Here is a 24,039-nt window from a genome sequence, read left to right on the forward strand (position 1 = left end):
ATCTGTGCTAATCTGTGTTATCTGTGGTGCAACACCTTTCTCACCACAGATTCGCGCGGATTCGCACAGATTTTCTTAAGTTTATTCAGGAAAACCATCTTATCCCTATTTATCTGTGTTATCCGTGGTGCATAAAATTATTCGGTAGCTCCTCGATACGCCTCGGTACCGCCCACTACCGGCAGCCTCAGCGAACTGGCATCCAGACCCACCGTCAACTCCGTGCCGGGCTCGGGCCAAAGTGTAAATTCCTTGTCGCTGGAAAAAATCAATAAACCGATCTGCTGGCCCTTCGGAATGAGCTGATCGTCGGGCTGCAAGGCAAAGCTAACCGTATAAAACCGGCCCGGCTTCAAGGGCTCACTTTCTGTCAGGGAGCGGTGATTCTGCGGGTCTGCCCATCCTCGGGTGATGATATTGTCCGTGATCTTTGCATTTTTCCGCTCGTTCCAGGGAAGGGATACCAACCAAACCGAAAGGTTGGCGGCGGGCTTGCTGGACGCCAGGCGAATGGTTACCTCCGGCAGACCGGACAGGTGCAGGTCTTCCTTCAGTTCGGGACTCACAAACACTAGCCGGTGATCGGTCAACTCGGCCCGCGCCAGCGAAGACCCATCAAACGAAAAATTATCGATCAGGGTCTCCTTGCCTTGCCGGGCGGGTTTCTCCAGCTGCAGGCTACCAATGGCCGGGGCTGCTCCTTCCAGAAAGAGCTCAACGGGCTCGGATTGGGGATGGGGATAGGCTTCGTAGGGCGTGGGGTTGTCCTGACCATCGCCCTCTCGCACGATCCACACCCGGGGATCGTCTTCCACGCCGTTTTGCTGACCGTGCAGGTAGCGGGTAAACCAGCGATTCATCATTCGCATGGGCGGTGGACCTCCGTGCCCGTCCTGATGGTAATACAACTGTGCCGGAAGTCCCATGTCCCGGGCTTTTTTGTAGATCCGGTAGCTGTGTTCGGGCATCACGTTCCAGTCATTGAACCCATGGGCCATCAGCAGGGCGGCTTTCATGGGCTCCATTTGGTTCAGGTAGTCCCTGCCCGCCCAGAAATCGTTGTAGTCCCCGGTGACCCGGTCCATCCCGGCTTTCATTTCGGTATCCCGGATGCGGGAGTTGTTTCCGGCCCGTTTGGCAGGATCCCCGCTATGGATAAAATCGTAGAGCACGTCAATGTCTTCGCCCAGGTAGCCACCCGGCGAGCGCACCAATCCATAGGAACGGTAATAATGGTAATAGGAGGTATTGGGGGCGATGGGGATAATGGCCTCCAATCCCTCCACCCCGGTGGTAGCCGCAGCCAAGGGCAGGGTGCCGTTATAGGAAGTTCCGGTCATGCCTACCTTGCCCGTGGACCAGTAGGCCTTCACCAATTCCCCGCCCTGTGGTTGGGTATAGCCTTTGGCCCTCCCGCAAAGCCAGTCGATAACGGCTTTGGGCGCCAGGGATTCGTTTTTGCCACCTACGGTGGGAGCACCCTGAGAAAGGCCCGTACCGGGGGAAGAAGAATGCACCACAATATAACCCCGCGGTACCCAGGTGTGGATGTGGGAATCGGAGATAAAGGGGCGGTTATTACGCGGAGTCACTTCCGGTGAAACCCGGCTCGCTGGCGGAGATCCCAATTCATGGCGCACGTCCCAAAACAAGCCGTCCACATCGGGTGCGACCCCGGCGAAATAGGGACTGCTGACGTAAATCACGGGAAGTTTCAAGCCCTGGTATTCGGTCTGATAAGGACGCGTAACGGAAACGTGCATGCGATCGGGCTGCCCGTCTGCGTCGGAATCGAATTCGGTTTCTACCCAGAGATCATGCCGTACCCAACGGGCGGGGTCCTTGAAGGCCGCTACTTCCTGGGCTTCCCCATCCAGAAAATGGGGTTGGGCCTCCGATTGGGCGGCAAGGGGTGGTACAAAAATTCCGGTTGCCAGCCAGAGGCAAAGGATCAATAGATGGGTTGTTTGCTTCTTCATGGCTTAAAAATAGCGATTTTTTGAAAGGTGCCGAAATGCATGGCCAACGCGCTTCCTGCCGTTTGTGGAAAAGATGTCCTGCGTAAAGCCCCTGAATCAGCCAAACAGTTGTATCGGAGACAGCTTTTTGCGACCGATTGATTGCCGGGCGAAGCTTCAAGATGGATTTGCTATCTTACTTCTCGGAACCCATACTACCGGCTGAAGAATTTTGTTCCTCCCATTACTGGTTCATAGGCGACGCTAAATGCGTTTTTTAAAAAATTTTTAAACTATTCTGATTATCAGTTGTTTACTTGCCATACCAAAACCAACAATCAACTATGAAACGAATGATGTATGTATCCGCATTACCAGCACTTGCCATCTTGCTATGGGTGACGGCTTGCGGGAGTCCCCAAAAAGAAACAACGGAAGAAGAAACAGTGATGGAGGTGGAAGAAGCGGCACCTGAAGAAGCGGCACCATCCATTGTCGATATAGCGGTCGGTTCGCCGGACCACGGAACGCTGGTCACGGCATTAACTACCGCCGAACTGGTAGAGACCCTAAGCGGTGACGGTCCATTCACCGTGTTTGCACCAACCGATGCGGCCTTTGCTGCCCTGCCGGAAGGAACAGTGGCCTCCTTGCTGGAGCCAGAAAACAAGGAACAACTAACCGGGATTTTGACCTACCACGTGGTCGCTGGAAATGTTTTGGCTGCCGATCTGTCCGACGGACAGGTGGTGGAAACACTAAATGGCAAAACCCTATTGGTTTCGATCGCGGACGGAACCGTCAAAATCAATGGGGCCAAGGTGACGGCCGCAGACTTGTCCGGAAGCAATGGCGTGATCCACGTGACCGACGGCGTACTAATACCGGAATAAGTTTAATGAAAAACGGATGCGTTAAACGCATCCGTGACCACTATACCTAACCTGCGCAAGGCTGTCCATTTCGATGAGACGGCCTTTTTTTTCCACCTGCAATACCGGACCGAGATGCTCCCGGTTCGCCGTAGAAATCACCGGTACCCGCCAAATAGCGGATACGAATCTTGGCGAAAAAATCCTGTTCTGCATCCCAAAAGATGCATTAATTTCGTATGTTGGTAGCTGTAAATCCTTTCCCGCATGAACCGCAGATTCTTTCTTCACAAACTCAGTCTGGCCGGCGCACCGCTGCTGGCGTTGCCTTTGCTTTCGTATGGAAATCGGGTAGCTCCGAAGGTCGGCCGATTGAAATTCATTACCGCTTCCGACGGGCATTGGGGGCAACCGGGCACGGACTACGAAACTTCTCACCGGGAACTGATCGAGGCCATCCACCGGGAAAACGGAGTGGATTTCGTGCTGTTCAACGGAGATTTGATCCACGACGATCCGAAGTTGCTTCCCGAGGTAAAAAGCGTTTACGATCAGCTACAGGTTCCCTACTACCTGGCACGAGGCAACCACGACCGGGTTCCCGCGGCGGATTTTTTGCGCATCATGGGCCAACCGACCAACCATGCGTTTCTAGCCAATGACGATGTGGGTGGGATTATCCTGGATTGTTCCAACGAAAAAGGGGAATACCGCTGCGTAGACCTGGAATTGGCGAAAAACCTGCTCGACAACTACGCCAGCCTTTCGCATGTATTCGTCTTCGTGCACATCTCTCAAAACGATTGGACCCGGCACGGAATCGACTGCAAGCCCCTATTGGAACTGCTGGCCTCCTATCCGGCCGTGCGCGCTACCTTTCACGGCCACGACCACGATGTAGACGGGCAGATGATTTACCGCGACAAGCCCTTTCTCTGGTCCGGACACTTCGGTGGGTCCTGGGGCAATCCCTTCCCTTCCTATCGTGTTTGCGAAGTAGGCGAAGACGGCAAGGCAAGCACTTACCTCAAAACAGTGAAGGATGGAACGATCCTGAATGCACACAGCCTGTAAACGCTGTTGGTGTCATTGAATTGTTGATGGGAAAATGAGCAACACCGCCCCAAAACTGACACATGGGATGCGTCGAATTGATTTTCAATCGACCCGCCAGGCATCGTCCATGGCACCGCCCACTTTGCCTTTGACCGCGTCAAGTAGTTTTTGGGGATCGTAGCCCTTTCCGTCTTTGAAAACCAAGAACGGTTTTCGGATAACCCGGGGATCTTGCTCCAAGTCTCCGTCAAGCAGAAGTAGGTTGGCACGCATCCCCGACTGAACTTTTCCGATATCCGTCCTTCCCAATAGCCGGGCCCCGTTGGCGGTCAGGACCTGTACGGCTGCTTCCGGCTCAAATCCTGCTTCAATAAATAGCTCGTAATTCAGCTGGTCGCCGTATCCGGGCAATACGTGCAGACCGGGGTCAGGTCCCGCCGTCAAAAGCCCGCCGGCCCGGAAAAACGCCCGATCGAACTGCAGCGATCGAAGCAGCCAGGCTTCTTTAAAATACCCTTCGCTTCCGCGCGCCTCCCTTTCCTCCCGCCTGCGCTGATAAGCCCGGACATGAAAGGGGTCCATGACTTCCAGGCTTGGTTGGTCGGCGTAGCCCCTGGCCTGGGCTTCCATAATGGCAGGGGTGCTGGAAATGGCCACCTCCCGATCGATCAGCAGCTGAATCAATTCCTGAACGGCCGGGTCGTTCGCATCCAGATTCGATCGGAAATCCGTGCTTCCCGAGCAGGTTCCCGGCACCCTTCCCGCTGCGAAGTCGAACGCATGAATAAAGCCGTGCTCGATGGCATCGATCCCGATTTGTGCTGCCTCGGCGTAGGTCGTTGCACAGAGGTGTCCGGTGACTTTGGCGCCCTGCCGGTGTGCCTCGTCTACGATGATCCGAAGATCTTCCGGTCGGGTATTCCGGTACACTTTAAACCAAGCCACACCCTGTCGGGCCCAGTAGCGAATGCTGTCCCGAACTTGTTTTTCATTGGTGAAACGCACGAAATTATCCCTCCCCTCCGGCCCTGTAAAATAGGGAGAGGAGGGAATAATGTCCGGTCCCGGGTACCGTCCTTCCCCGATGGCGCGGGCCAATGCCAATTCTTCGGCCGGATGACCCGTCCCGCAGGTTTGGATGGTGGTGACGCCACAGGCCAAGTATAGCTTAGGGCCGGTGTAGAGCATGGCTCCCTGGGGCAAGCGGAGGTGGTTATGGGTACCGATCAGGCCGGGCACCAGTGTCATGCCCGACGCATCCCAGGTTTCGTAACCTGCCGGTACAGTCAATTCTGCGCTAGCGCCTACTGCCAGAATGCGGCCGTTTTTGATCAAGACCGTTTGATTCAAACGGGAGGGACTGCCCGTACCGTCGAAGATTTTGGCATGGACCAGCGCAATGGACTCCGCGGCTGTTTTGAGGTAATGCCGATCCGTCTTGTCTACTGCCGGGGGATGGTTGGAAACCAGGCTTAGCAATAGGTGTGCGAGTAGGTAAAGTCCGGTAATGGGGTTCATTTTTTTGCGGTGAATTCGTCCAGGGTATTTCCATCCAAGTCGTAGGCGTTGAATTGCATCCGGGTGGAATCAACGTGAAGTATGCCGTAATGGTGTTTTTTGATTAGCCGGTCCATTTGGGGTGCCTGCGATTGTTCGCCCTGCGGCTCCAGGCCTCCACCGGCCCCGCCTACTACGAGAAAATGTACCGGATTACCGGAAAATTCCAGAGACAATCGCTCGTAATCGTGTGTATGGCCCGCTACGACGAGATCCACGAGGCCTTGATGAAAAAAGGGCTCCAATAGCTGTCGAATCGTCCATTCCCCGGCGTAGCCAGGCCATCCCTGAGAATAGGGAGGCTGGTGCAGGAGCAGCATTTTCCACCGGGCATTTTGCCAGGATTCGGACTGCATCTGTTTCTCCAGCCATTCCCGCTGCCGGGTACCTTCCGGAATGGATACGGGAAAATTCACGTTCGGATCCAGGCTGAGAATGGCCAGTGGGCCAAAAACCTGCATGGCAAAGGTGGGCGTTTCCGGCAAAAACAGGTAGTGATGGAGCTGTCTGGCCTGCAAGTCGTCGTAATACCCGTCGTAGTCGTGATTACCGGGCACGAGTAATTGGGGGGATTGCATGCGGGAAAGCAGCTGCAAAAATCGCGGGTAGGCCCACCCTTCCGAACCATTGTTTACCAAATCTCCCGCACCAATACTGAGATCGACCTGCTTTGCACGAATGGAATCGGCAATTTTTCGAAAGGTTTTCCATCCCCCCTGCGAATCGCCCCATAACGCCATGCGGATATTGGCCTCGGATGGATCCGGAGCGCTCAGGCTAAAATTCCCCTGATACGATTTGTTTTGGTGAAGGTCAAACGAAAACGTTTGCCCCGGATTTACTTGCTGGGTAAACACACCGTCGCTGGACCCCACCCGGAGTACCTCTCCGCCTTCGGTTCGAAGCAAGGCTGTCCCGGCAGATTCACTCACCCAGCGGATAAAGGGGATCCCAGCCGTTCCCCAGATCAGAACGGGTTCAGTAAATAAAATGGGGTAATCGGCCAAACGTTCTTTCAGTTCGGGGAAAGGCAGTTCTTCGCATTTATTCAGGTGTTCCGGGTCTTTCAGCAACTCCATTTTCCGGTCCAACAGAAAGCCTTCCCGGATTTGGTCCCTCTTTTCCTGCCAGGCCAGGTAGTCTGCCTGAGAAAGAAATTGCACCTGCCGCAAGCCTCCAGACATGGCATTGTTGACCACCCGAAGACCCAGCTCGGTTTTCCCGCTGGCAGGTATTACAAAATAATCCCCCTCCTCGGCTCGGCGAATACGCGTTCCGTTGAGCCAGCATTGAACGCCATCGTCTGCATCAATCAGCAGAACTCCAGGTTTCAGCATCCCTTCCCAGCGGTACCAAAGGGAATGATTGGGTAGGGGAAGGCGGTGGGGCAAGGATACGGGCTGGGGTTCTAAGAAACGATCGGGCCATTCCCGATCTATCCCGGGTAAGGAATCGCTGGCCAGATACATCCAGCCGGAATCCAGGGCCTGCAGCGCATCTGCTGGCAATCGGGGGTGAAAAAAACCTTCGGCCTTGCGATCATCGTGCAAAAAGACCTCTTTGAAGGTCGGGGTTTCGGGTCCGGAATGGCAGGCCGAAAAAACAAAAAGCAGGCATGCAAAGGCGATCCGAAAGCTCATGGCAACAGGGCGTCAATCGCGGAGTCTGCACCTTCTCCTGGATAGGACAATCCCAGCAGCTGGAAGATGGTCCTCGGAATCATTGCCGCATACAGTTGCGCATCGTTTTCTAACGCACCCAGGGCCGGGCTGTCGGGCCCGATCGCTGCTATCCAGATTTCACGGGAGCGGGGAATGGCCGTTCCATGGCCCGTCCAGGTAGCTTTGTCGACTCCTCTCCCATGATCCGTGGTGACGATCATCGTGGTTTTGTCTTTGTAGCCCGGAGTCGACTGAATGTATTCCCATAGGTCTTTCAGGTACGCGTCAAATTGGCGAATGGAATGCAGGTATTCGTCGTAGCGGTTGTCGTGCGCCCAGTCGTCGGGCTCTCCATAGGCGATCAACACTGCCCTGGGTTGCTGCTTTTTGATTGCTTCCATGGCGTAGTGGTGGGTAAAGGGATCCAAGCGGACGCCTGCCCAGGGACCTCGGATTTCCTTCTGGAGGCGGTTGATTACGCGTTCTGCCTCGCTCAGGTCAGGTCCCTGCGCCATGTCAAATCCGGCGTTGACGGGAATTCCGCTCCGGTCGGTATTGACAATATAGGGAAATACATCCCAGCTGCCGAAAGCCAACACCTTCCCCTGGTAGGCCGGCATCCGCTGCAGGTATTCGAGTAAGGTTACGTTCGGATTGTTGTTTTTATCGTTCGAATTGATACGCGCATCATCTGCCCTACCCGTCAATATCTCGTTGTAACCCGGATAGGAAAAAAGCATGGTATTTCGCAAATCTACCCGATTACCCCGGTAACGATTACCGTGGATTTGTCCCTCTTTGGCCAGCGTGGACCAGGTAAACGGCATCAGCAGTTCCCGGCGCCGCGCAGGATCTGTATCCCAGTATTCCTCAAGAAGTGCGCCTTGCTTTTCGATCATCCCGGTATCGTCGACGAAAAGCGAATCGGCGCCACGAAAGAGCTCTTGCCAACGCAGACCATCTACGGTGATAAGGAAAATGTTTTCTGTCTGAGTCGTTTTTTGTGCGTGGACGATACAAAGCGGTAGCGTAAAGCCAATCAGGAGCAGGAATATTTTTTTCATCGGTTTATACGTGGTTTTTAGCGATAGTAACTTAGCCCAAACCGTATACGCGGGTAGCTTCTCACAGGGTTGGCGTTCATCCCACTGTGTGGGGCTGCCGGCAGGTGCTGGTTTATCCGTTTAAATATAGGAATTTAGGCGGTTGAAATTCCCGTAAAGGGGATTTTTTCTGCCTATTTCATCGCTGGGATAGCGAAAAAAGATTCGACGATCCTTTTCAGTAGCAACCATTTGCTGCATCAAAAGTAGCGGTGAATTCAGCTACTACTCACCAGATGGAGCCTGTCGGGTTTTCAAAACCGTTGCGGTTACCAATAGCTGCCCCAAATGCCGCTGGCTGTGTTCGGCAGCATGAAAATAGAGGCCGAGGACCGTGCTTGGGAGTTTTTTTCGGCCCACCAGACGGGACTGCCGAAGTGTGGCCTCGCTGCTACGTTTAAAAATTTCCAGCGTCTCTGATACCTTTTGCTCAAAGCGATAAACAAGGGATTCGCTGCTGAGATCCGGATGGGGTTTCGACTCGCTCTGGAGGTATTCCAGTTGGGCCTCATTCAACTGCTTTCCATCTGCATAGGTAAGCAAGCGGTCCAGTACGCCAGTTAGGTGCAGCAGATGGAATCCTACCGAAGCCCTTCCTGCGGTACCTTCCCACAAACGTTCTTCAGGAAAATCCTGCAAGCAGGCAGGTACCTCTTCCAGGGTTTGTAGCAAAGCATGGGCTGCCGGCTGCAAAAGAAACGGGATATCGGGAATGGGTCCGCGCAACCAAACTTCGGGCTTACGCATGAGTTTCTGGTTTGACTGGTTTGTGCAGGTGTGTATCCATCAAGCGTGGAAGAAGAAATACTTACCTTCGGCTATCAGTGCCTGAGCAATATCTCTTCTGAGCTTGGTAGGATTGATATGCTCTCCGTAGCGGGTAAATCGCTTCAATCCCAGCAGAAGAAATTTTTGTTCGTCTCCGGTAGCGAACGATAGAATAGCTTCCTTACCGGCTGCCTGAATTCGTTCAACGGCTTCGTACAAGTACACGGTACTTACGGCACGCTGGTAGTTCACCGCTTCTTGGCCTTTTTCGGCGAGAAGTTTTTCCGTACGCAGCAGGGTAGATTCGGCCGCGTAGATTTCGATCAGGATATCGGCCAGGTGCATCAATAACTCTTGCTCCCGCTCCAGTTTTTCACCCAGGCTATTGGTGGCCTGTCCGCCGATCATCAAAAATACTTTTTTCAGGTTTTTCAGCAACTCTTTTTCCGCTGAAAACGGTTGGGAAAAATCGGGTTGGGAAAAGTCCGGTACACCTTTCAGTTCTTCCGCCACCTCTTTGGCAGCTCCCATAATGGCCAGTTCCCCTTTCAAAGCCCGTTTGAGCAACATGCTTACCATTAGCATCCGGTTAATCTCGTTGGTCCCTTCGTAAATTCGGGAAATACGCGCATCCCGGTAGGCCCGTTCCATGGGAGCTTCCGCAGAATAGCCCATGCCTCCGTAAATCTGTACACCCTGATCCACGACGTAATCCAGCACCTCGGAGCCATGTACTTTTGCAATGGCACACTCAATGGCAAATTGCTCCACGCCTTTTAAGCGGGCCTTTGCCGGATCCATGCCTTCCGCTTCCAGCGCGTCAATGCGGTCTTCGATATCCTGGCCCGCCCGGTAACAGAGGGATTCGCAAGCGTAGGTGCGAATTGCCATTTCAGCCAGCTTGGCTTGTATGGCACCAAATGAATCAATGGTAACACCAAACTGTTTTCGTTGGGAAGCATAACGGATGGCGAGACCCAATACCCGACGGCAACCACCCAAAACCCCGGCACCCAATTTGATGCGGCCAATATTCAGAATGTTTACTGCGATTTTAAACCCATTGCCCCGTTCGGAAAGCATATTTTCCACCGGTACCGGGCAATCATTAAAAAATACCTGGCGGGTAGAACTGCCCTTAATGCCCATTTTGTGTTCTTCTTCGTTCATGGAAATTCCGCCAAACCCTTTTTCTACCAAGAACGCGGACAGGTTGGCATCGTCTTCCACCTTTGCAAAAACGATGAAAAAATCTGCAAATCCTGCATTGGAAATCCACATTTTCTGTCCGTTGATCAGGTAATGGGTCCCTTCCGGATTTAGGGTAGCCTTTGTTTTCCCGCTATTCGCATCCGAACCTGCATCCGGCTCGGTAAGGCAATAGCAGGCAGCCCATTCGGCATTGGAAAGCTTGGGAAGGTATTTTTCTTTTTGGGCATCATTTCCGTAGTACAATACAGGAAGTATGCCGATCCCAGTGTGCGCGCCATACGTAGTGGAAAACGAACCGGCGGCTCCAATGATATCGGCTATTAGCATGGAGGTGTTGAAGCTCATCCCCAATCCCCCATAGGTTTCGGGAACGGAAATGGCCAGTAGGCCCAATTCCCCCGCCTTTTTCAAAATGGAAGGCACCAAATCCGGATGCTCCATGCTATCAATTTCGTCCATTCGGGCCAGGATTTCCCGATCCATAAAATCCTGGCAGGCTTCCGCCATCATCATTTGTTCTTCACTAAATGATTCTGGAATAAAAATATCGGTGGCCGCGGTTTCCTTGATAAGGAATTCGCCGCCATTCAAACTGTTTTTCTTGCGTAATTCTTCCATGGTTTGTTCATTTAGTAACCTACATTGGCTTCAAACTGCAGTGGTGTTCGGTATTTCAATAGCGCTCGAAGACGCCAGCTACCCCTTGCCCACCTCCAACACAGGCGGTTACCAGTCCGTATTTTTTCTGGCGTTTTTTCAATTCATTCAGTATCTGAACCGATAGCTTGGCACCGGTACAACCCAATGGATGCCCCAATGCAACGGCTCCCCCGTTTACGTTGACGATGTCCGGATCAAAATCCAATGCCCGGATTACGGTCAATGCCTGAGCTGCGAACGCTTCATTCAATTCGATCAAATCGATGTCCTGCAACGATAGCCCTGCTTGCTTCAGGGCTTTGGGGACGGCATACTTGGGTCCGATTCCCATGATTCGGGGCTCAACGCCTGCTACCGAATAGGAAAGTAAGCGAGCCATGGGTTCCAGGCTCAGTCCTTTCATCATTCGTTCCGACATCACCACCACAAAAGCGGCGCCATCAGATGTCTGGGAAGAGTTGCCGGCGGTAACCTGTCCTCCTTGTTTAAACACCGGTTTCAATTTTGCCAATACTTCCCTACTGGTCCCCGGTCGGGGTCCTTCGTCTGTGTCCACGGTAAACGTCCGCGTCTGTCTCTTTTCGTTGGCGTCCAGGTAGGTTTCTTCCACTTTCACGGGCACAATCTCGTCTTTGAAACGTCCTTCCCCGATGGCTTTTAAGGCCTTTTCATGGGATTGGACAGAAAATTGATCGGAATCTTCCCTACTCACCTGGTAATCTTTGGCCAATTCTTCGGCTGTCAATCCCATACTCAGGTAATAATCCGGATTTTGCCGGGCTATGGAATAATTTAAGGCTGTCTTGTGTCCCATCATTGGCAACAGGGACATGGATTCCGTCCCGCCAGCAATGATACAATCTGCCATGCCCATGTTGATCTTTGCGGTTGCCAATGCGATCGCCTCCAAGCCGGAACCACAATAGCGATTGACTATAAAACCGGGAGTTTCTTCTCCAAGGGCAAGCAGGGAGATCATTCGCCCCATCTGCATCCCTTGTTCCGCCTCGGGAATGGCATTTCCTACGATCAGGTCGTCCACCCGTTTACTTTCCAAACCGGGTGTATGGGCGAGTAGGTATTTGATAACATCCGCCGCCAGGTCGTCCGGACGGTAGAATCGAAAACTACCTTTCTTTGCTTTTCCTACTGCGGATCTGTAACCGTTTATGATGTATGCATCCATTTTTTCTTCGTTTCGTGTGGCACTAGTTTGTCGGTAAACTGAAGGTGCTGCCGACCCCTTGCTTCCAAAGCAAAAAACCAGGGAAGAGCTAACACCGGTTTCAGTTGACCGTTTTTTCGGTGAATCAGTTTCTTAAGGGTTTGCCTTTAAACAAAATGCTGTGAATCCGTTCGAGTGTTTTCTGCTCCCCTGTCAAACTCAGAAAAGCTTCCCGCTCCAAATCCAATAGGTAACGTTCGCTTACGGTTGTCGGTGCGGACAAGTCCCCACCGCTCATGACCCAAGCCAATTTTTGCGCAATCTTCGCATCGTGTTCGGAAATGTACTTGCCGTAACGCATGCCCGTAATGCCGGCTTCGATCAAGGCCAGGGACGATTTTCCCAGAACACGGATCGCGGTATTTTCTACCGGCTGTGTATAGCCTGCGTCAGCAAGCAACAATACCTGTTCTTTCGCTGCCGCAAGCTGCCGCTTTCTATTTATTGACACGGCATCTTTTTGTTCCAGGTAACCGAGGGATCTTGCCTCCGCCGCAGAAGTGGATACCTTTGCCGTTGCGATATTCATAAAGACTTCCTGCAGCCGGTTCAATTCCACATCTCCGGCGACCAAGTTTTTTGACACCCTGGCTACCATTTCTTTGGTACCTCCTCCAGCTGGAATCAAGCCAACACCTACTTCTACCAGGCCCATGTACAATTCGGCATGGGCTTGAATTTTGTCGGCATGTAAGGAAAGTTCGCATCCTCCGCCAAGCGCCATATTATGAGGTGCGACCACTACCGGGACAGAAGAGTACCGGGCACGCATCATCGTATTTTGAAACTGGGCGATCATCAGATTGATCTCATCGAAATCCCTATCTCCTGCAAACATGTAGAGCATGGCCAGATTGGCCCCCGCAGAGAAGTTGGCGCCCTCATTGCCGATTACCAGTCCTTTGTAGGATTTCTCTGCCCTGCTAATGGCCGTGTTAATCCCGGCCACCACTTCTTGACCGATGGAATTCATTTTCGTATGAAATTCCAGACCGAGTACATCGTCACCCAAATCAAATAACGTTGCACCCTCATTTTCCCAGACTTTCTTACCAGCCGCTTTCAACGTATCCAGCAGTATAAATTCCTCCAGTCCGGGAATTTCCTTATAAGCCTTGGAGCTCTGGTCGTAGTAATGGCGCTTGCCGTCTTCCACTTTGTAAAACGACCCAATCCCCGCTTCAATCATTTCGTAAACCCAGGGCGCCGGCTTTTGCCCAGCTGCTTCCATTTTAGAAAGCGTTTCTTTCACACCCAAAATATCCCAGTTTTCGAAAGGTCCGTATTCCCAACCAAAACCTGCAGATACGGCCTGATCTATGCGGTACAACTCATCGGCTATTTCAGGAATGCGGAAAGAACAATAGCGAAATAGATCGTAAAATGTGGCCCGATAAAATTCTCCGGCCTTGTCCTGGTAATTTACCAAAAACCGTATCCGCTCTTTTAACTGATCGATCCCTTTAGCCTTTTCCAGGGCTTCTATTTTTGGTTTTTCAGCCGGTTTGTATTCATACGTCTGAAAATCAATTTCTTTTAATTCTTTTTGTCCGTTTTCATGCCGAATCATGTGAAAGAAACCCTTTCCACTTTTGTCGCCGTACCAGTTGTTTTCACTCAGCACCTGCACACTTTTGGGGAGTTTGAAGGCATCACGTGATTCGTCGTGCTCAAGTACCTTGTAAAGATTCGTCGCCACATGTACTGTGGTATCTAATCCGACGACATCCAGCGTTCTAAAAGTGGCCGATTTTGCTCGTCCTATCACCGTTCCCGTCATTTTGTCCACTTCGGATACACCTAGTGCCATTTTTTCTATCTGGTGGATAGCTGCCATGATCGCATATACCCCTATCCGGTTGGCGATAAAAGCGGGTGTGTCTTTGCAAAGCACTGTTTCCTTTCCCAAATACCGACTTCCATAATCCATCAAAAAAGACACATGTTCGGGCAGGGTAGCCGGACCTGGAATAATTTCCAACAACTGCAAATACCGTGGTGGATTAAAAAAGTGCGTTCCGGCAAAACACTCCTGAAAATCCCGGGAACGGGAGTCAGCCATTAAATGAATGGGTATACCCGAAGTGTTGGAGGTAATTAATGTTCCCGGTTTACGATGTTTCTCGACCTTTTCAAAGAGACCCTGTTTTATTTCTAAATTCTCGATGATCACTTCAATGATCCAATCACAGGCGGTGATGCCCGATAGGTCATCGTCAAAATTTCCGGTTTTTATCCGCTTAGCGTCGTCGGACAAATAAATGGGCGAGGGCTTTGACGCAAGGGCTTGCTGCAACGCCTCGTTGACTATGCGATTCCGTACGGCTTTGTCCTCCAGAGTCAAGCCCTTTTCCTGCTCTTTTTCGGAGGGGGCCTTGGGTACCATGTCTAACAGCAAGACTTCCACCCCGATATTTGCAAAATGACAGGCGATTCTCGATCCCATTATTCCGGAACCTAAAACAGCTACTTTTTTAATCGTTTGTTTCATGTGTTTATAATTGTCTTTAATGGTCAGATACCTGTCCCGATCACATCGGGGGAATCTTCGCATGGTTAGTGATCGTTCATCTGTATGACGTTTGCGTCATGCCATGCCTGTGTGGTAAGCTGGCTCTATTTCATGTATAGTTTGGGTATTTTCGGCAAATCACGTCCAATACCTGCGGTTATTTTTGAATCAAGCCTATTACTCGATGAATTTTATCAAACAATGAAAAGAAGTTCGTCATCTCCTTTTCTGTTAACGCATTCCGCACTTTTTCGTTAAACTCTTTTATCGTTTTTACCGCTACTACCTTTTTTTGCTTTCCCAGATCGGTTAAGAAAATACGAACCGAGCGCCTATCCAGCTCATCGGGTTGTTTGAGTATCAATTTTCGCTCCTCCATTGACTTTAGGATCCGTGTCAGACTTCTGCTTTCCAATCCCATCATGGGAGCTATTTTCGTCGCTGCTGTTCCTTCCGTAGAGTGGATATTTATCAATACAAACCCCATGGATGCGGTAATTCCTTCCTTTTGCGCTTGCTGGTTGTAAATTCTAGAAATGGAGTGCCAACAGGTTTTAATATGGTAATCGATGGTTTCTTCTTTTTTCATCGTGACATTGATTCCATCAATTTACAGAAAATAATTAGGCATGCATAATAAATAGGCTCTTTTTCTGCAGATGAATTCGTTTGCATCAGAGCTGTGACTGTGCCCCTCGAAAAACAGCTGGTTCAAACAAAAATCGTTTACCTTTTGCAAAAGACTGAACGGATGCTGTAGCTTTTGTACCAGCTAATTTGTTAAAAAGCCAATGATCAAAAATGAGCGGCGCGCTGTGCTTATGCACATCTCTATTGTAATTTGATTTTTAATCTTAAAGAAAATCGTTGGTACTATTAAGGAGTGGATAAGTGGGTAACTTAAGGGAGATAGCGGTTGTTGACAGTTAGTTGCTGTTAGGGAGTGTGTACGCACATATTATCCACCGTAGTTTTTTGGGTAAATTTCTTGAAATGAGTACGTTATTTTATTGCTGGGTGGAATGTGGAAAAAAAGGGTAAGGGCTTATCTGGATAACCTTTTGTGGGTAGCTTGGTGGAAACCTGTTTATAAATGGAGGATTATCCCCAGCAAATTTTTCGTGTCTTTCTTTGTGTTGTTCCTTGGTAGTTGTGATGTGTACGGCAGCATGAGTTTGTAAAGTTATCCCCGTTGGTATGGTGGTTGTCAACACTTCTGGAAATGGGTAACTATATACCGTATACTATTGATAGTCAATTGTTTAAATCCTCTTCGGTAATATCTAGTACATCTAGAGGGATTTTAATCGGTTGGTGCTTGTGGAGTATAGGTTCCGGTCGCGGGAATCCGGTTTTCGGTCGTGGGCTAATAAGCAGGTCTTCTAATGTCCAGCGACCACGTACAATTAATTCCTCGCTCTCTGTTTTTGGATCGTAGAAATAATAAATTGGCTCAGGCTGAACAGATCGACGATAGTTGCCGGGGTCCCATCGTTTATTGCGGTTGAGATCAACAATAACCTGGATCTTGTAGGTGGTGGCTTCGATGCCGGTGAAAGAAAAAGTATTTGTATCAATTAGGTAGTGTTCAGCGACCAGGTTGCCGTTTCGATCGAGGAGTTGAACAATAAGCGGTCTCTCGTTCGTGGCCACCGTGCCCGATATGCCGTCAGCGAGGTTATCTGTTTTTAATTTGGAATAGGTCGCCTTTACCGGTTCTGAGTTCCATTGGTCGTCAATGTCCTGGAAGGTGGAATCGCTTGCGTGTAATGTAAGGGTATTTATGATAAGTGTATCTGCTAATGGGTGGGTAATTATCAGTTCGGTGCGGGTTTCACTGCTGTCGGTAAGGCTGGTCATTTTAGGCGTTATCGGGATTCTTCCAGCGGTGTCGTAAGAGAAGTAAAGGGAGTCATACGTTATTCGATACAAAGGTTTATTGAATGTGAGAACAGCCTTTATTTCATTCAGGTAGTCGGTTCCAGTATTGGTGGTTATTTGTAAAGCTTCCTTATTTCGGTCACTTTCCAGAAAAGTTGCGTACACGAGGGTGTCTAGTTGGGTGCCAATGGAATCGGTGAGCTGAATGCGAACCTGTGTGCTGTCTTGACGAAGGTTCCTATGGTAAAGGCGCAGGGTATTTTCTTTGATTCGGTAGAAAAGGCTCTGGTTTTTCTCGGGATGGTCAATGGATAAATCTACGATCGGTTTACTGAGTAGGATGTCGTAGTTTGTCCCGCTGCTGGAAGATCGATTGATTTTTAGTTCGGAGAGATTGGCTTTCGAAAGGTTGATGTGCAGGTTTTCTAAGTTGGTGTTAATGGTGAGTGTGTCATTGACGAACCCATATGCTTCGTTCCGGTATTCGGCCTTTGATGAGTTATTATCGTCGTACCAGGCATATGCTCGAAATTTACCTGACTTGATGTTGGTGATGGTAAAGTTTCCCGCTGAGTCCGGTTGGGTGATATAGTAAGGAGCTGCGGTAAACAGGTCCGTTGTGTCCGAGGCGCGGTAAAGCCCAACGAGTACATCCTCGACGTTCGGTCGGTCATAGGGTTGTATGAAATCGACGGTACCTGATAGTGTAAGGCTATCAATAGTGGGACCTGTAGAAAAAACCAGTCTAAGGCGTTCTGCGGGGTTCTTTTCGGTTATGTCCTGGACACTTTTTTGGAAGTTAAACAGGTAGGTGGTGGTGTCTTCCAGTTCCTGATTTAATGTAATCGTCACGCGATTTTTGTTAGCGAGGAATTCGACCTTATCGGTATCGATTTTTGGAGTAATAATAATGGACTGGCTGGGATTCTCCAGGTTAACGTATTCGTCAAAATCGAGGGTGATCTCTTTAGGTTTCACGTTCGTGCTTTGATCCGCTGGAGTAGACCCGAGCAAAATAGGAGGGTCTTCGTCTTTAGGTCCGCCCATCGGGGAGCTTTGCTTGGCGCAAGCGCCCAGTAGGAGTAGGAAGGTATAAGCCAGCAGGTATCTTAGTGCGATTGTCATTTCTTTTTTAGGACAAAAAGTAAACTGGAATAATTAGTTGCGTTTTTTTTGGCTTCCCGGTTGGAACGATATCCCTCCCTGATTGCCTTGTAAAAACGGTTTGGTGATCCGATGTATTGATGGCTGAGTAAGGAAACGTAATAGGCATCGAGTTTCATTGGTAGGATTTCGACGATCCTACAGCCATGTCGTTCGGCCAGGTGCTGCATGGAACGGATATTGAAATGGTAGAGGTGTCGGGGTACATCCCATGCCGCCCAGTTTTCCTTGAATACAGTGGCGTCAGCTGAATCCCTATTAGGAACGGCGATGAAAAGGAGGCCTCTTTTTTTCAAGCGATCCAGGAGTAGTTTCAGTGTTTTGTTCAGTGAATGAATGTGTTCGAGTACATGAAATAAAGTAATGACATCAAATTTCTTTTGCTGTGCGAGCGCGGGTAAATTGGCAATTAATGGTATTCCCAGGGTATTTGTTGCAATCGCTGCAGCGGTTGGGTTGGGTTCGAGTCCGTAGGCATTCCACCCGTTGGTCTGGCAGGCTTTGACAAAGTGACCTACGCCGCAGCCAAAGTCGAGTAGTCTTCCTTTCCTTGGATAGCGGTCGGTAATCCACCGCATCTTCTGGCGCATGGTATACCTTCGAACAAGCTTATAGACCAGATCGGTTATTCCTTTGCTTTGTTTTTGATGGGAAATGTATCGATCAGAGGAATAGTAGTGGATACTGTTTTCGGGGTCTGGGCGGGGGTTGGTAAACCACAGCTCGCAATTCTTACAGGCACAGATGATAAACGATTCCTTACTTATGGCTTTATCTTCTACGATGATGTGATTAATAAAAAGCCCGCTTTTGCACAATGGGCATTTGGTTAATCGTTCGTACATGTTACCTTCCTAAATAAATGGTCAAAATAGACATATCGGCGGGTGATACTCCGCTAATTCTGGAGGCTTGACCCAAGGTCTCGGGGCGGATCCGTCCTAATTTTTGTCGGCCTTCGGCGGAAAGGGCCTTTATGGCTGCGTAGTCCAAGCCTGAGGGGATATTCAGGTTTTCCAGGTGGCTCATTTTATCGACCATTTGTCGTTCCTTTTCGATATAGGATGCGTATTTGATTTGGATCTCTGCCTGTTCGCGTGCCGGTTGCGAATAGCTAGAAAGTTCACCTTGAATAGTAGAAGGACTATTTTCGATCAGCTCCTTCAGGCCGATGTGTGGGCGTTTAAGGAGCTTATCGGCAGTAGTTTTTTCTTTGATAGTGGCCGTTCCCAGTTTTTCCAATTGGCTATTGATGTCGTCAGGGCTGTAGCGAATTTGTTGTAGTTTGCTTACGAGTGCTTCGGTTTCTTGTTCTTTTTCCTTCATTTGCTGGTAGTGTTCTTCTTTGGCCAGTCCTTGCGCGTATCCCAATGCCGTAAGGCGTAGATCAGCGTTGTCCTGGCGGAGAAGGAGTCGGAATTCGGCGCGGGAAGTAAACATGCGGTAGGGTTCTTCGGTACCTTTATTGATCAGGTCATCGATAAGTACGCCGATGTAAGCTTCGGATCGTTTGATGATAAACGGATCATTTTCGGTTACCTTATTGTGCGCGTTCATGCCAGCGATGAGTCCCTGGCATGCTGCCTCTTCGTATCCAGTGGTACCGTTTATTTGTCCGGCAAAAAAGAGGTTTTCGACCAGTTGGGTCTCTAGGGTTAGTTTGAGTTGTGTTGGCGGGAAGTAGTCGTATTCGATGGCATACCCTGGCCGGAACATTTTTGCGTTTTCGAATCCCTGAATTTTCCGCAGGGCTTTGTACTGTACGTCTTCGGGTAGGGACGTAGAAAAGCCGTTTACATAAATTTCCACCGTGTTCCATCCCTCCGGTTCTACAAAGATCTGGTGGCGTTCCCGCTCGGCAAAACGATTGATTTTATCTTCAATGGATGGACAATACCGGGGGCCGATGCCTTGAATCCGCCCATTGAACATGGGTGATCGGTCGAAACCGGTTTCCAGCTGTTCGTGTACATCTTTGTTGGTATAGGTGATCCAGCAGTTTCGTTGTTGGGTAACCGGGGAGGTTTCGGACGAGTAGGAGAATTTTTCGGGGCGAGTATCCCCTTCCTGTACTTCCATGCGTTTGTAATTTAGGCTGCGGCCATCGACACGTGGCGGTGTTCCGGTTTTCATGCGCCCCGATTCAAAACCAAGGGACACGAGTGTTTCGGTGATACCTTTAGCGGCCCGTTCACCGGTTCGTCCCCCTCCCATTTGTTTTTCACCAATATGGATGATACCGTTTAAAAAGGTACCGTTGGTCAGCACAACCGACTTTCCCCGTATCTCCAATCCCAGGCTGGTTTTAACACCAAGTACCCGATGGTCCTTCACGAGTAAATCCGTGATCATTTCCTGCCAGAAGTCAACACCTTCCGTCGCCTCCAGGCTGAGCCGCCACTCCTCCGCAAAGCGCATGCGGTCATTTTGGGTTCGCGGAGACCACATGGCCGGACCCTTGGATCGATTCAGCATGCGGAATTGAATCGTGGATTTATCTGAAATAATACCCGATTTTCCACCAAGTGCGTCGATCTCCCGTACGATTTGCCCTTTAGCCACACCTCCCATAGCGGGGTTACAGGACATTTGAGCGATGGTGTTCATGTTCATGGTACAGAGCAAAACGCGGGAACCCATCTTGGCTGCCGCATGGGCAGCTTCACATCCCGCGTGTCCCGCTCCTACTACTATTACATCGTATATTGGAAACATAGATTTCTTGTTGGTGTTCCACGTGGAACAGTCTAGGTCTGGTTTTGGTTCTTTGGTGTTCCACGTGGAACAGTTAGATTTGAGTACCGTGCCAACGCTTTGTCTTCCTCGGTCCGCATGCGTTGTTTGTCGGCAGCGGTTTTGTCTTTGTATCCGCACAGGTGCAATAGGCCGTGGACGATCACGCGAAGAAGCTCGGTACCGTAAGGCTCAGCCTGTTTGTTTGCGTTGTCGCTTACACGGTCCACACTAATAAATACATCGCCTTCAAGTGTTCCTTCTTGTTCGGATTGGTCAAAGGTAATAATATCGGTATACGTATCGTGCTTTAGGTAGGCTCGATTGATATCGTACAAATAGTCGTCGGAACAAAACACATAATTTAACGAGTGTATCCGAAATCCTTTCTCTGCAGCGATTTCCTTTACCCACTGTTTTATTTGCCTTCGCTGCTTGAGCTTTGCGTTTATCCCTTCTTCGAAGAAGTTGATAGCCATTTTAATTCATGTAGAAAGTGAGAATGATCCGGCTTCCCTCCTTCTCAAATTGAATTTCGTCGCAGAGATGCTTCATGATAAATACTCCCCTTCCCCCGGATTTTTCCAGGTTCTCCGGAGCGGTCGGGTCGTTTAAGTGATGGTAGTCGTACCCATCTCCCTCATCCTCGATAATGAATTTTAATTGATCCTCCAGAAATTTTAATTCCAAACGAACGTTCTTCTTTTTGTTTTCTTTGTTGCCGTGAATGATGGCATTGCTCACACACTCCGTTACGGAAATCATGATATTGCCATAAATATCATCGTTGATATGAAATTTTTCTTTGGCATTATCAATGAAACTCTCAATGATTGTAATATTTTCAATCAAAGATGGGATTGATATTTTTATTGATTTCATTGATGGTTTAGGCTTTAATCATGATTTATTTAGTAATATCTCCTAACGTTAGCTGTATGGGGCAATGATCGGAATGGTGGGCAGCTGTTAAAATGTCCACTCCTGTCACACGCTCGCTTATCGGTGGAGTAGTCATGTGGTAATCAATGCGCCATCCTTTGTTATTCGCCCGGGAATTGGCCCGGTAGCTCCACCAAGTGTACTGATCGGCCGATTGGTTAAGAAGTCGGAAACTGTCCGTAAAACCGGAATTGGTAAACTTATCCATCCATGCGCGTTCCTCAGGTAAAAACCCAGAGGTATTTTTATTCGCAATGGGATTGTGTATGTCAATCGGCTTGTGGCAAATATTATAATCCCCACTAAGAATCAAATTTGGATGCTCGCCGATCAAATCCTGGCTGTATCCGTAAATATCATCAAGGAAGCGGTACTTGAAATCTTGCCGTACGTCTCCGGTGGTGCCCGAAGGAAAATAGGCACTGATAAATGAGAAATCAGAATAATCCGCCCGAATCATCCTCCCCTCGTCATCGTAGTCAGCGATGCCCATTCCATAGGTAATCTGTGAAGGTTTTTGTTTCGTTAAAATAGCTACGCCACTGTACCCTTTCTTCACCGCCGGGTACCAGTATACGTGATATCCCAGGTCTTCAAACACCGATACGTCAATTTGGTTCTCGAGCGATTTGATTTCCTGCAAACCAAGGATGTCTGGATCGCTCGCCTTAAGCCAGTCAAGAAAGCCTTTTTTCATGGCCGCCCGAATTCCATTGACATTGTAGGATACGATCTTCATTTGATGTCTATTTCAAATTCCTCTTCAAAATATTCCAACACGTGGATTTTGAGCATTTTTTCCTGTTGTGCTGCATCCAAATGTGGCAAGGTTTTTTCTAATTTCCAATGCGGCCACCCGTCCTGATCAATAAAATCCAGGGAGTAAAACCCCGATTGACTAAGCACCCGGCATACAGCGATATGCATCAAATCCTGTTTTTCTTCTTTGGAAAAATTTTTGGGTCCGCTTCCCAACTCCTGTACGCCGATGATAAACAATACGGCATTTAAGTCGCTGGGTTTTTTTCCAAGCAATTGCTGTAAACCCTCCAGCAGTTTACCCCACCGCTTTTCAAGGTCCAAATCTTTTTTTATCAATGCCATACGTGTAAATTTCTCCCGTTGGTTTATCGCCGAAATGCCTCTTTTATCTGTTGGGTATTTTTGCTACCTTCATTTGTACGAATGCAATACAAAGATAACAGGTTAAACGGCTCAATACGTATAAACAACCCATTTTAGGTATGCGTTTCAATTATTGGCAGGATTTTATGTCTTTGGTTTTTCCCGAAACCTGTTGTATCTGCAAACGCAGCCTCTTCCCCTTTGAAAATCAGCTTTGCAGGTTCTGTATTGCTCGTCTTCCCCGCACGGATTATCACCTGCTCCCCGAAGATAATGACCTTAAAAACAAGGTATTGGGTCTTGCTCCGGTAAGCAAAGTCATTTCGTACCTTCGGTTTTCCAAAAACGGAATGAGTCAGAAAATTCTGCATCACATTAAATACAAAAACAAGCCTTTTCTGGCCCGGCGCTTGGGATACATGTATGGGGATTTACTGAACGAGCATGGGTACGACAACTGCTGGGACGCACTGGTACCGGTGCCATTGCATGCGAAAAAGCGGAAAGCAAGGGGTTACAACCAAAGCGAGGAATTGGCCCTGGGAATGGCGGAATCCCTGGCCCTGCCTTGCAGGAGTCTCTTGATTCGCGAAATACCTACCCAGAGCCAAACGAACAAGAATCGAAAGGAACGATGGGAGAATGTTAGTGACGTATTTACCGTCTCCCTTCCTAAACAGGTTTTGGATCAGCGTTTGTTGATAGTGGACGACGTTATGACCACGGGCGCTACGCTTGCCGCCTGCGCACTCGCTATACAGCAATATGAGCCTGAAAGCATTGATTTTGCCGTATTGGCTGCCGGAAAATGATTGCTAGCCAAACAACTCGTTTAAAATTCCTGCCAATCGGATCCCTGCTGCCAATAAACGTTCTTCGATTACTGGATAGCATCGGTACCCGTACTCGTAAAAAATTCGTTTATCTTCCGGTAAATCGTAAATCAGTGGGCGTAAATCCACGGCCTCCTGAAGCCATTTTTCCAGGGGATCGCTTTGGTAGGACCGTATGAGGTCGCTGTTCGCTCTCCGATTCAGGTGTTCGGCAAGTTCCGTGTAGCTCAGATTTTTGCCATCGATGATTCGGGTATCCCAGACGACATGTAGGTTGGTAGGCTGATTGAAATAGCTCAGTTTTACCTCGTTTCCTCCCCGGTCTTCTCCCGTACCCACATGAAGCGGTTGGTGAAGGTCTCCCACCAGATGAACGAGCATTTTGACGTATTCAACGTTGGATGTTGGATCCAACTTCCCTTCGCGAAGGGCGGAGATGATCTTTTTGGTTTGGCTAAAGGCATCGCCTCCCGCCTCCTGCAGGGAGGGATCGTAACCGTCTGCTCCTGTCTTGACGGTCAGGTAATGCCAGGGATCCATAAAGCGGTAATCTGGATCAGACTTGATCTCGTCCATCCAATTGGCTACCATGGCCAAGGATTCGGGGCCGAGGAGTTGCCGTAGCGTACGTTCTGCTTTTTTATTCAGGTGCCAGGTAGCTATTTGCCCCACGACGCGGTGTCCGGTCTGGCCCCATCCAAAACTACTAACGACCAGGCTGGTACCCAACAGGACGGTAAGTGTGATTTTTTTCATGACTGTGCGTGTACTAGCGAA

Annotated in this window: 20 protein-coding genes; 3 read left to right on the forward strand and 17 right to left on the reverse strand. The window is 49.5% G+C overall.

Translation table 11 applies throughout. From position 1 onward, the window contains the following. Positions 1–137: 137 nt before the first annotated feature. A complete protein-coding gene (locus tag BMW71_RS05795; RefSeq protein ID WP_092170807.1) occupies positions 138–1,979 on the reverse strand; it encodes a Xaa-Pro dipeptidyl-peptidase in 1,842 nt (613 codons plus the stop codon). A gap of 323 nt (positions 1,980–2,302) precedes the next feature. Here BMW71_RS05795 and BMW71_RS05800 point away from each other — a divergent pair, with 323 nt between their 5' ends. After that, a complete protein-coding gene (locus tag BMW71_RS05800; RefSeq protein WP_092170810.1) occupies positions 2,303–2,851 on the forward strand; it encodes a fasciclin domain-containing protein in 549 nt (182 codons plus the stop codon). A gap of 246 nt (positions 2,852–3,097) precedes the next feature. Further along, positions 3,098–3,904 (forward strand): metallophosphoesterase family protein, encoded by an 807-nt coding sequence (locus BMW71_RS05805; protein WP_092170812.1) that lies wholly within the window; start codon positions 3,098–3,100, stop codon positions 3,902–3,904. Between the two features lie 84 nt (positions 3,905–3,988). Here the strand turns inward: BMW71_RS05805 and BMW71_RS05810 are convergent, their stop codons facing one another. The 15 genes from BMW71_RS05810 to BMW71_RS05880 form a co-directional block, all read right to left on the reverse strand. Continuing rightward, positions 3,989–5,404, reverse strand: a complete 1,416-nt coding sequence (locus tag BMW71_RS05810) for an amidohydrolase family protein (protein ID WP_092170815.1) — start codon at positions 5,402–5,404, stop codon at positions 3,989–3,991. Beyond that, positions 5,401–7,083, reverse strand: coding sequence for a metallophosphoesterase family protein (locus tag BMW71_RS05815; protein ID WP_092170817.1), 1,683 nt, complete (start codon positions 7,081–7,083; stop codon positions 5,401–5,403). The genes BMW71_RS05810 and BMW71_RS05815 overlap by 4 nt, the downstream gene beginning before the upstream one ends. After that, a complete protein-coding gene (locus tag BMW71_RS05820) occupies positions 7,080–8,168 on the reverse strand; it encodes an alkaline phosphatase family protein (protein WP_092170820.1) in 1,089 nt (362 codons plus the stop codon). The genes BMW71_RS05815 and BMW71_RS05820 overlap by 4 nt, the downstream gene beginning before the upstream one ends. A gap of 264 nt (positions 8,169–8,432) precedes the next feature. Then, positions 8,433–8,954 (reverse strand): DinB family protein, encoded by a 522-nt coding sequence (locus BMW71_RS05825; protein WP_092170823.1) that lies wholly within the window; start codon positions 8,952–8,954, stop codon positions 8,433–8,435. 39 nt (positions 8,955–8,993) lie between these two features. Next, on the reverse strand, positions 8,994–10,805 hold the full coding sequence (locus BMW71_RS05830; RefSeq protein ID WP_092170826.1) for an acyl-CoA dehydrogenase family protein: 1,812 nt from the start codon (positions 10,803–10,805) through the stop codon (positions 8,994–8,996). Between the two features lie 55 nt (positions 10,806–10,860). Further along, on the reverse strand, positions 10,861–12,033 hold the full coding sequence (locus tag BMW71_RS05835) for a thiolase family protein (protein WP_092170829.1): 1,173 nt from the start codon (positions 12,031–12,033) through the stop codon (positions 10,861–10,863). A 124-nt stretch (positions 12,034–12,157) separates the two neighbouring features. Beyond that, positions 12,158–14,563 (reverse strand): 3-hydroxyacyl-CoA dehydrogenase/enoyl-CoA hydratase family protein, encoded by a 2,406-nt coding sequence (locus BMW71_RS05840; protein WP_092170831.1) that lies wholly within the window; start codon positions 14,561–14,563, stop codon positions 12,158–12,160. A gap of 178 nt (positions 14,564–14,741) precedes the next feature. Then, complete coding sequence (locus BMW71_RS05845) at positions 14,742–15,173, reverse strand: MarR family winged helix-turn-helix transcriptional regulator (RefSeq protein WP_092170834.1); 432 nt, start codon at positions 15,171–15,173, stop codon at positions 14,742–14,744. Between the two features lie 665 nt (positions 15,174–15,838). Continuing rightward, positions 15,839–17,590 (reverse strand): Ig-like domain-containing domain, encoded by a 1,752-nt coding sequence (locus BMW71_RS05850; protein WP_092170836.1) that lies wholly within the window; start codon positions 17,588–17,590, stop codon positions 15,839–15,841. Beyond that, positions 17,587–18,474 (reverse strand): class I SAM-dependent methyltransferase, encoded by an 888-nt coding sequence (locus tag BMW71_RS05855; protein WP_092170838.1) that lies wholly within the window; start codon positions 18,472–18,474, stop codon positions 17,587–17,589. The genes BMW71_RS05850 and BMW71_RS05855 overlap by 4 nt, the downstream gene beginning before the upstream one ends. 1 nt (position 18,475) lies before the next feature. Further along, positions 18,476–20,344 (reverse strand): tRNA uridine-5-carboxymethylaminomethyl(34) synthesis enzyme MnmG, encoded by a 1,869-nt coding sequence (gene mnmG / locus BMW71_RS05860; protein ID WP_092170841.1) that lies wholly within the window; start codon positions 20,342–20,344, stop codon positions 18,476–18,478. Positions 20,345–20,376: 32 nt separating this feature from the next. Beyond that, complete coding sequence (gene ybeY / locus BMW71_RS05865; protein WP_092170844.1) at positions 20,377–20,841, reverse strand: rRNA maturation RNase YbeY; 465 nt, start codon at positions 20,839–20,841, stop codon at positions 20,377–20,379. A gap of 1 nt (position 20,842) precedes the next feature. Then, positions 20,843–21,244, reverse strand: a complete 402-nt coding sequence (locus BMW71_RS05870; protein WP_092170846.1) for an ATP-binding protein — start codon at positions 21,242–21,244, stop codon at positions 20,843–20,845. Positions 21,245–21,269: 25 nt separating this feature from the next. Next, on the reverse strand, positions 21,270–22,043 hold the full coding sequence (locus BMW71_RS05875; RefSeq protein ID WP_092170849.1) for an exodeoxyribonuclease III: 774 nt from the start codon (positions 22,041–22,043) through the stop codon (positions 21,270–21,272). Then, the gene (locus tag BMW71_RS05880) at positions 22,040–22,402 is read right to left on the reverse strand and encodes a hypothetical protein (protein WP_092172717.1); all 363 of its coding nucleotides are present in this window, start codon (positions 22,400–22,402) and stop codon (positions 22,040–22,042) included. Before BMW71_RS05880 ends, BMW71_RS05875 begins: the two co-directional genes overlap by 4 nt. Positions 22,403–22,779: 377 nt before the next feature. Between BMW71_RS05880 and BMW71_RS05885 the strand changes: the two genes are divergently transcribed. Next, complete coding sequence (locus BMW71_RS05885; protein WP_244891096.1) at positions 22,780–23,241, forward strand: ComF family protein; 462 nt, start codon at positions 22,780–22,782, stop codon at positions 23,239–23,241. Between the two features lie 3 nt (positions 23,242–23,244). Here BMW71_RS05885 and BMW71_RS05890 read toward each other — a convergent pair whose 3' ends face one another. Next, on the reverse strand, positions 23,245–24,018 hold the full coding sequence (locus tag BMW71_RS05890; RefSeq protein ID WP_177179582.1) for a S1/P1 nuclease: 774 nt from the start codon (positions 24,016–24,018) through the stop codon (positions 23,245–23,247). Positions 24,019–24,039: the final 21 nt, after the last annotated feature.

Origin of the sequence: Cyclobacterium xiamenense (assembly GCF_900109255.1) — a bacterium.
GTDB classification, from domain to species: Bacteria; Bacteroidota; Bacteroidia; order Cytophagales; family Cyclobacteriaceae; genus Cyclobacterium; species Cyclobacterium xiamenense.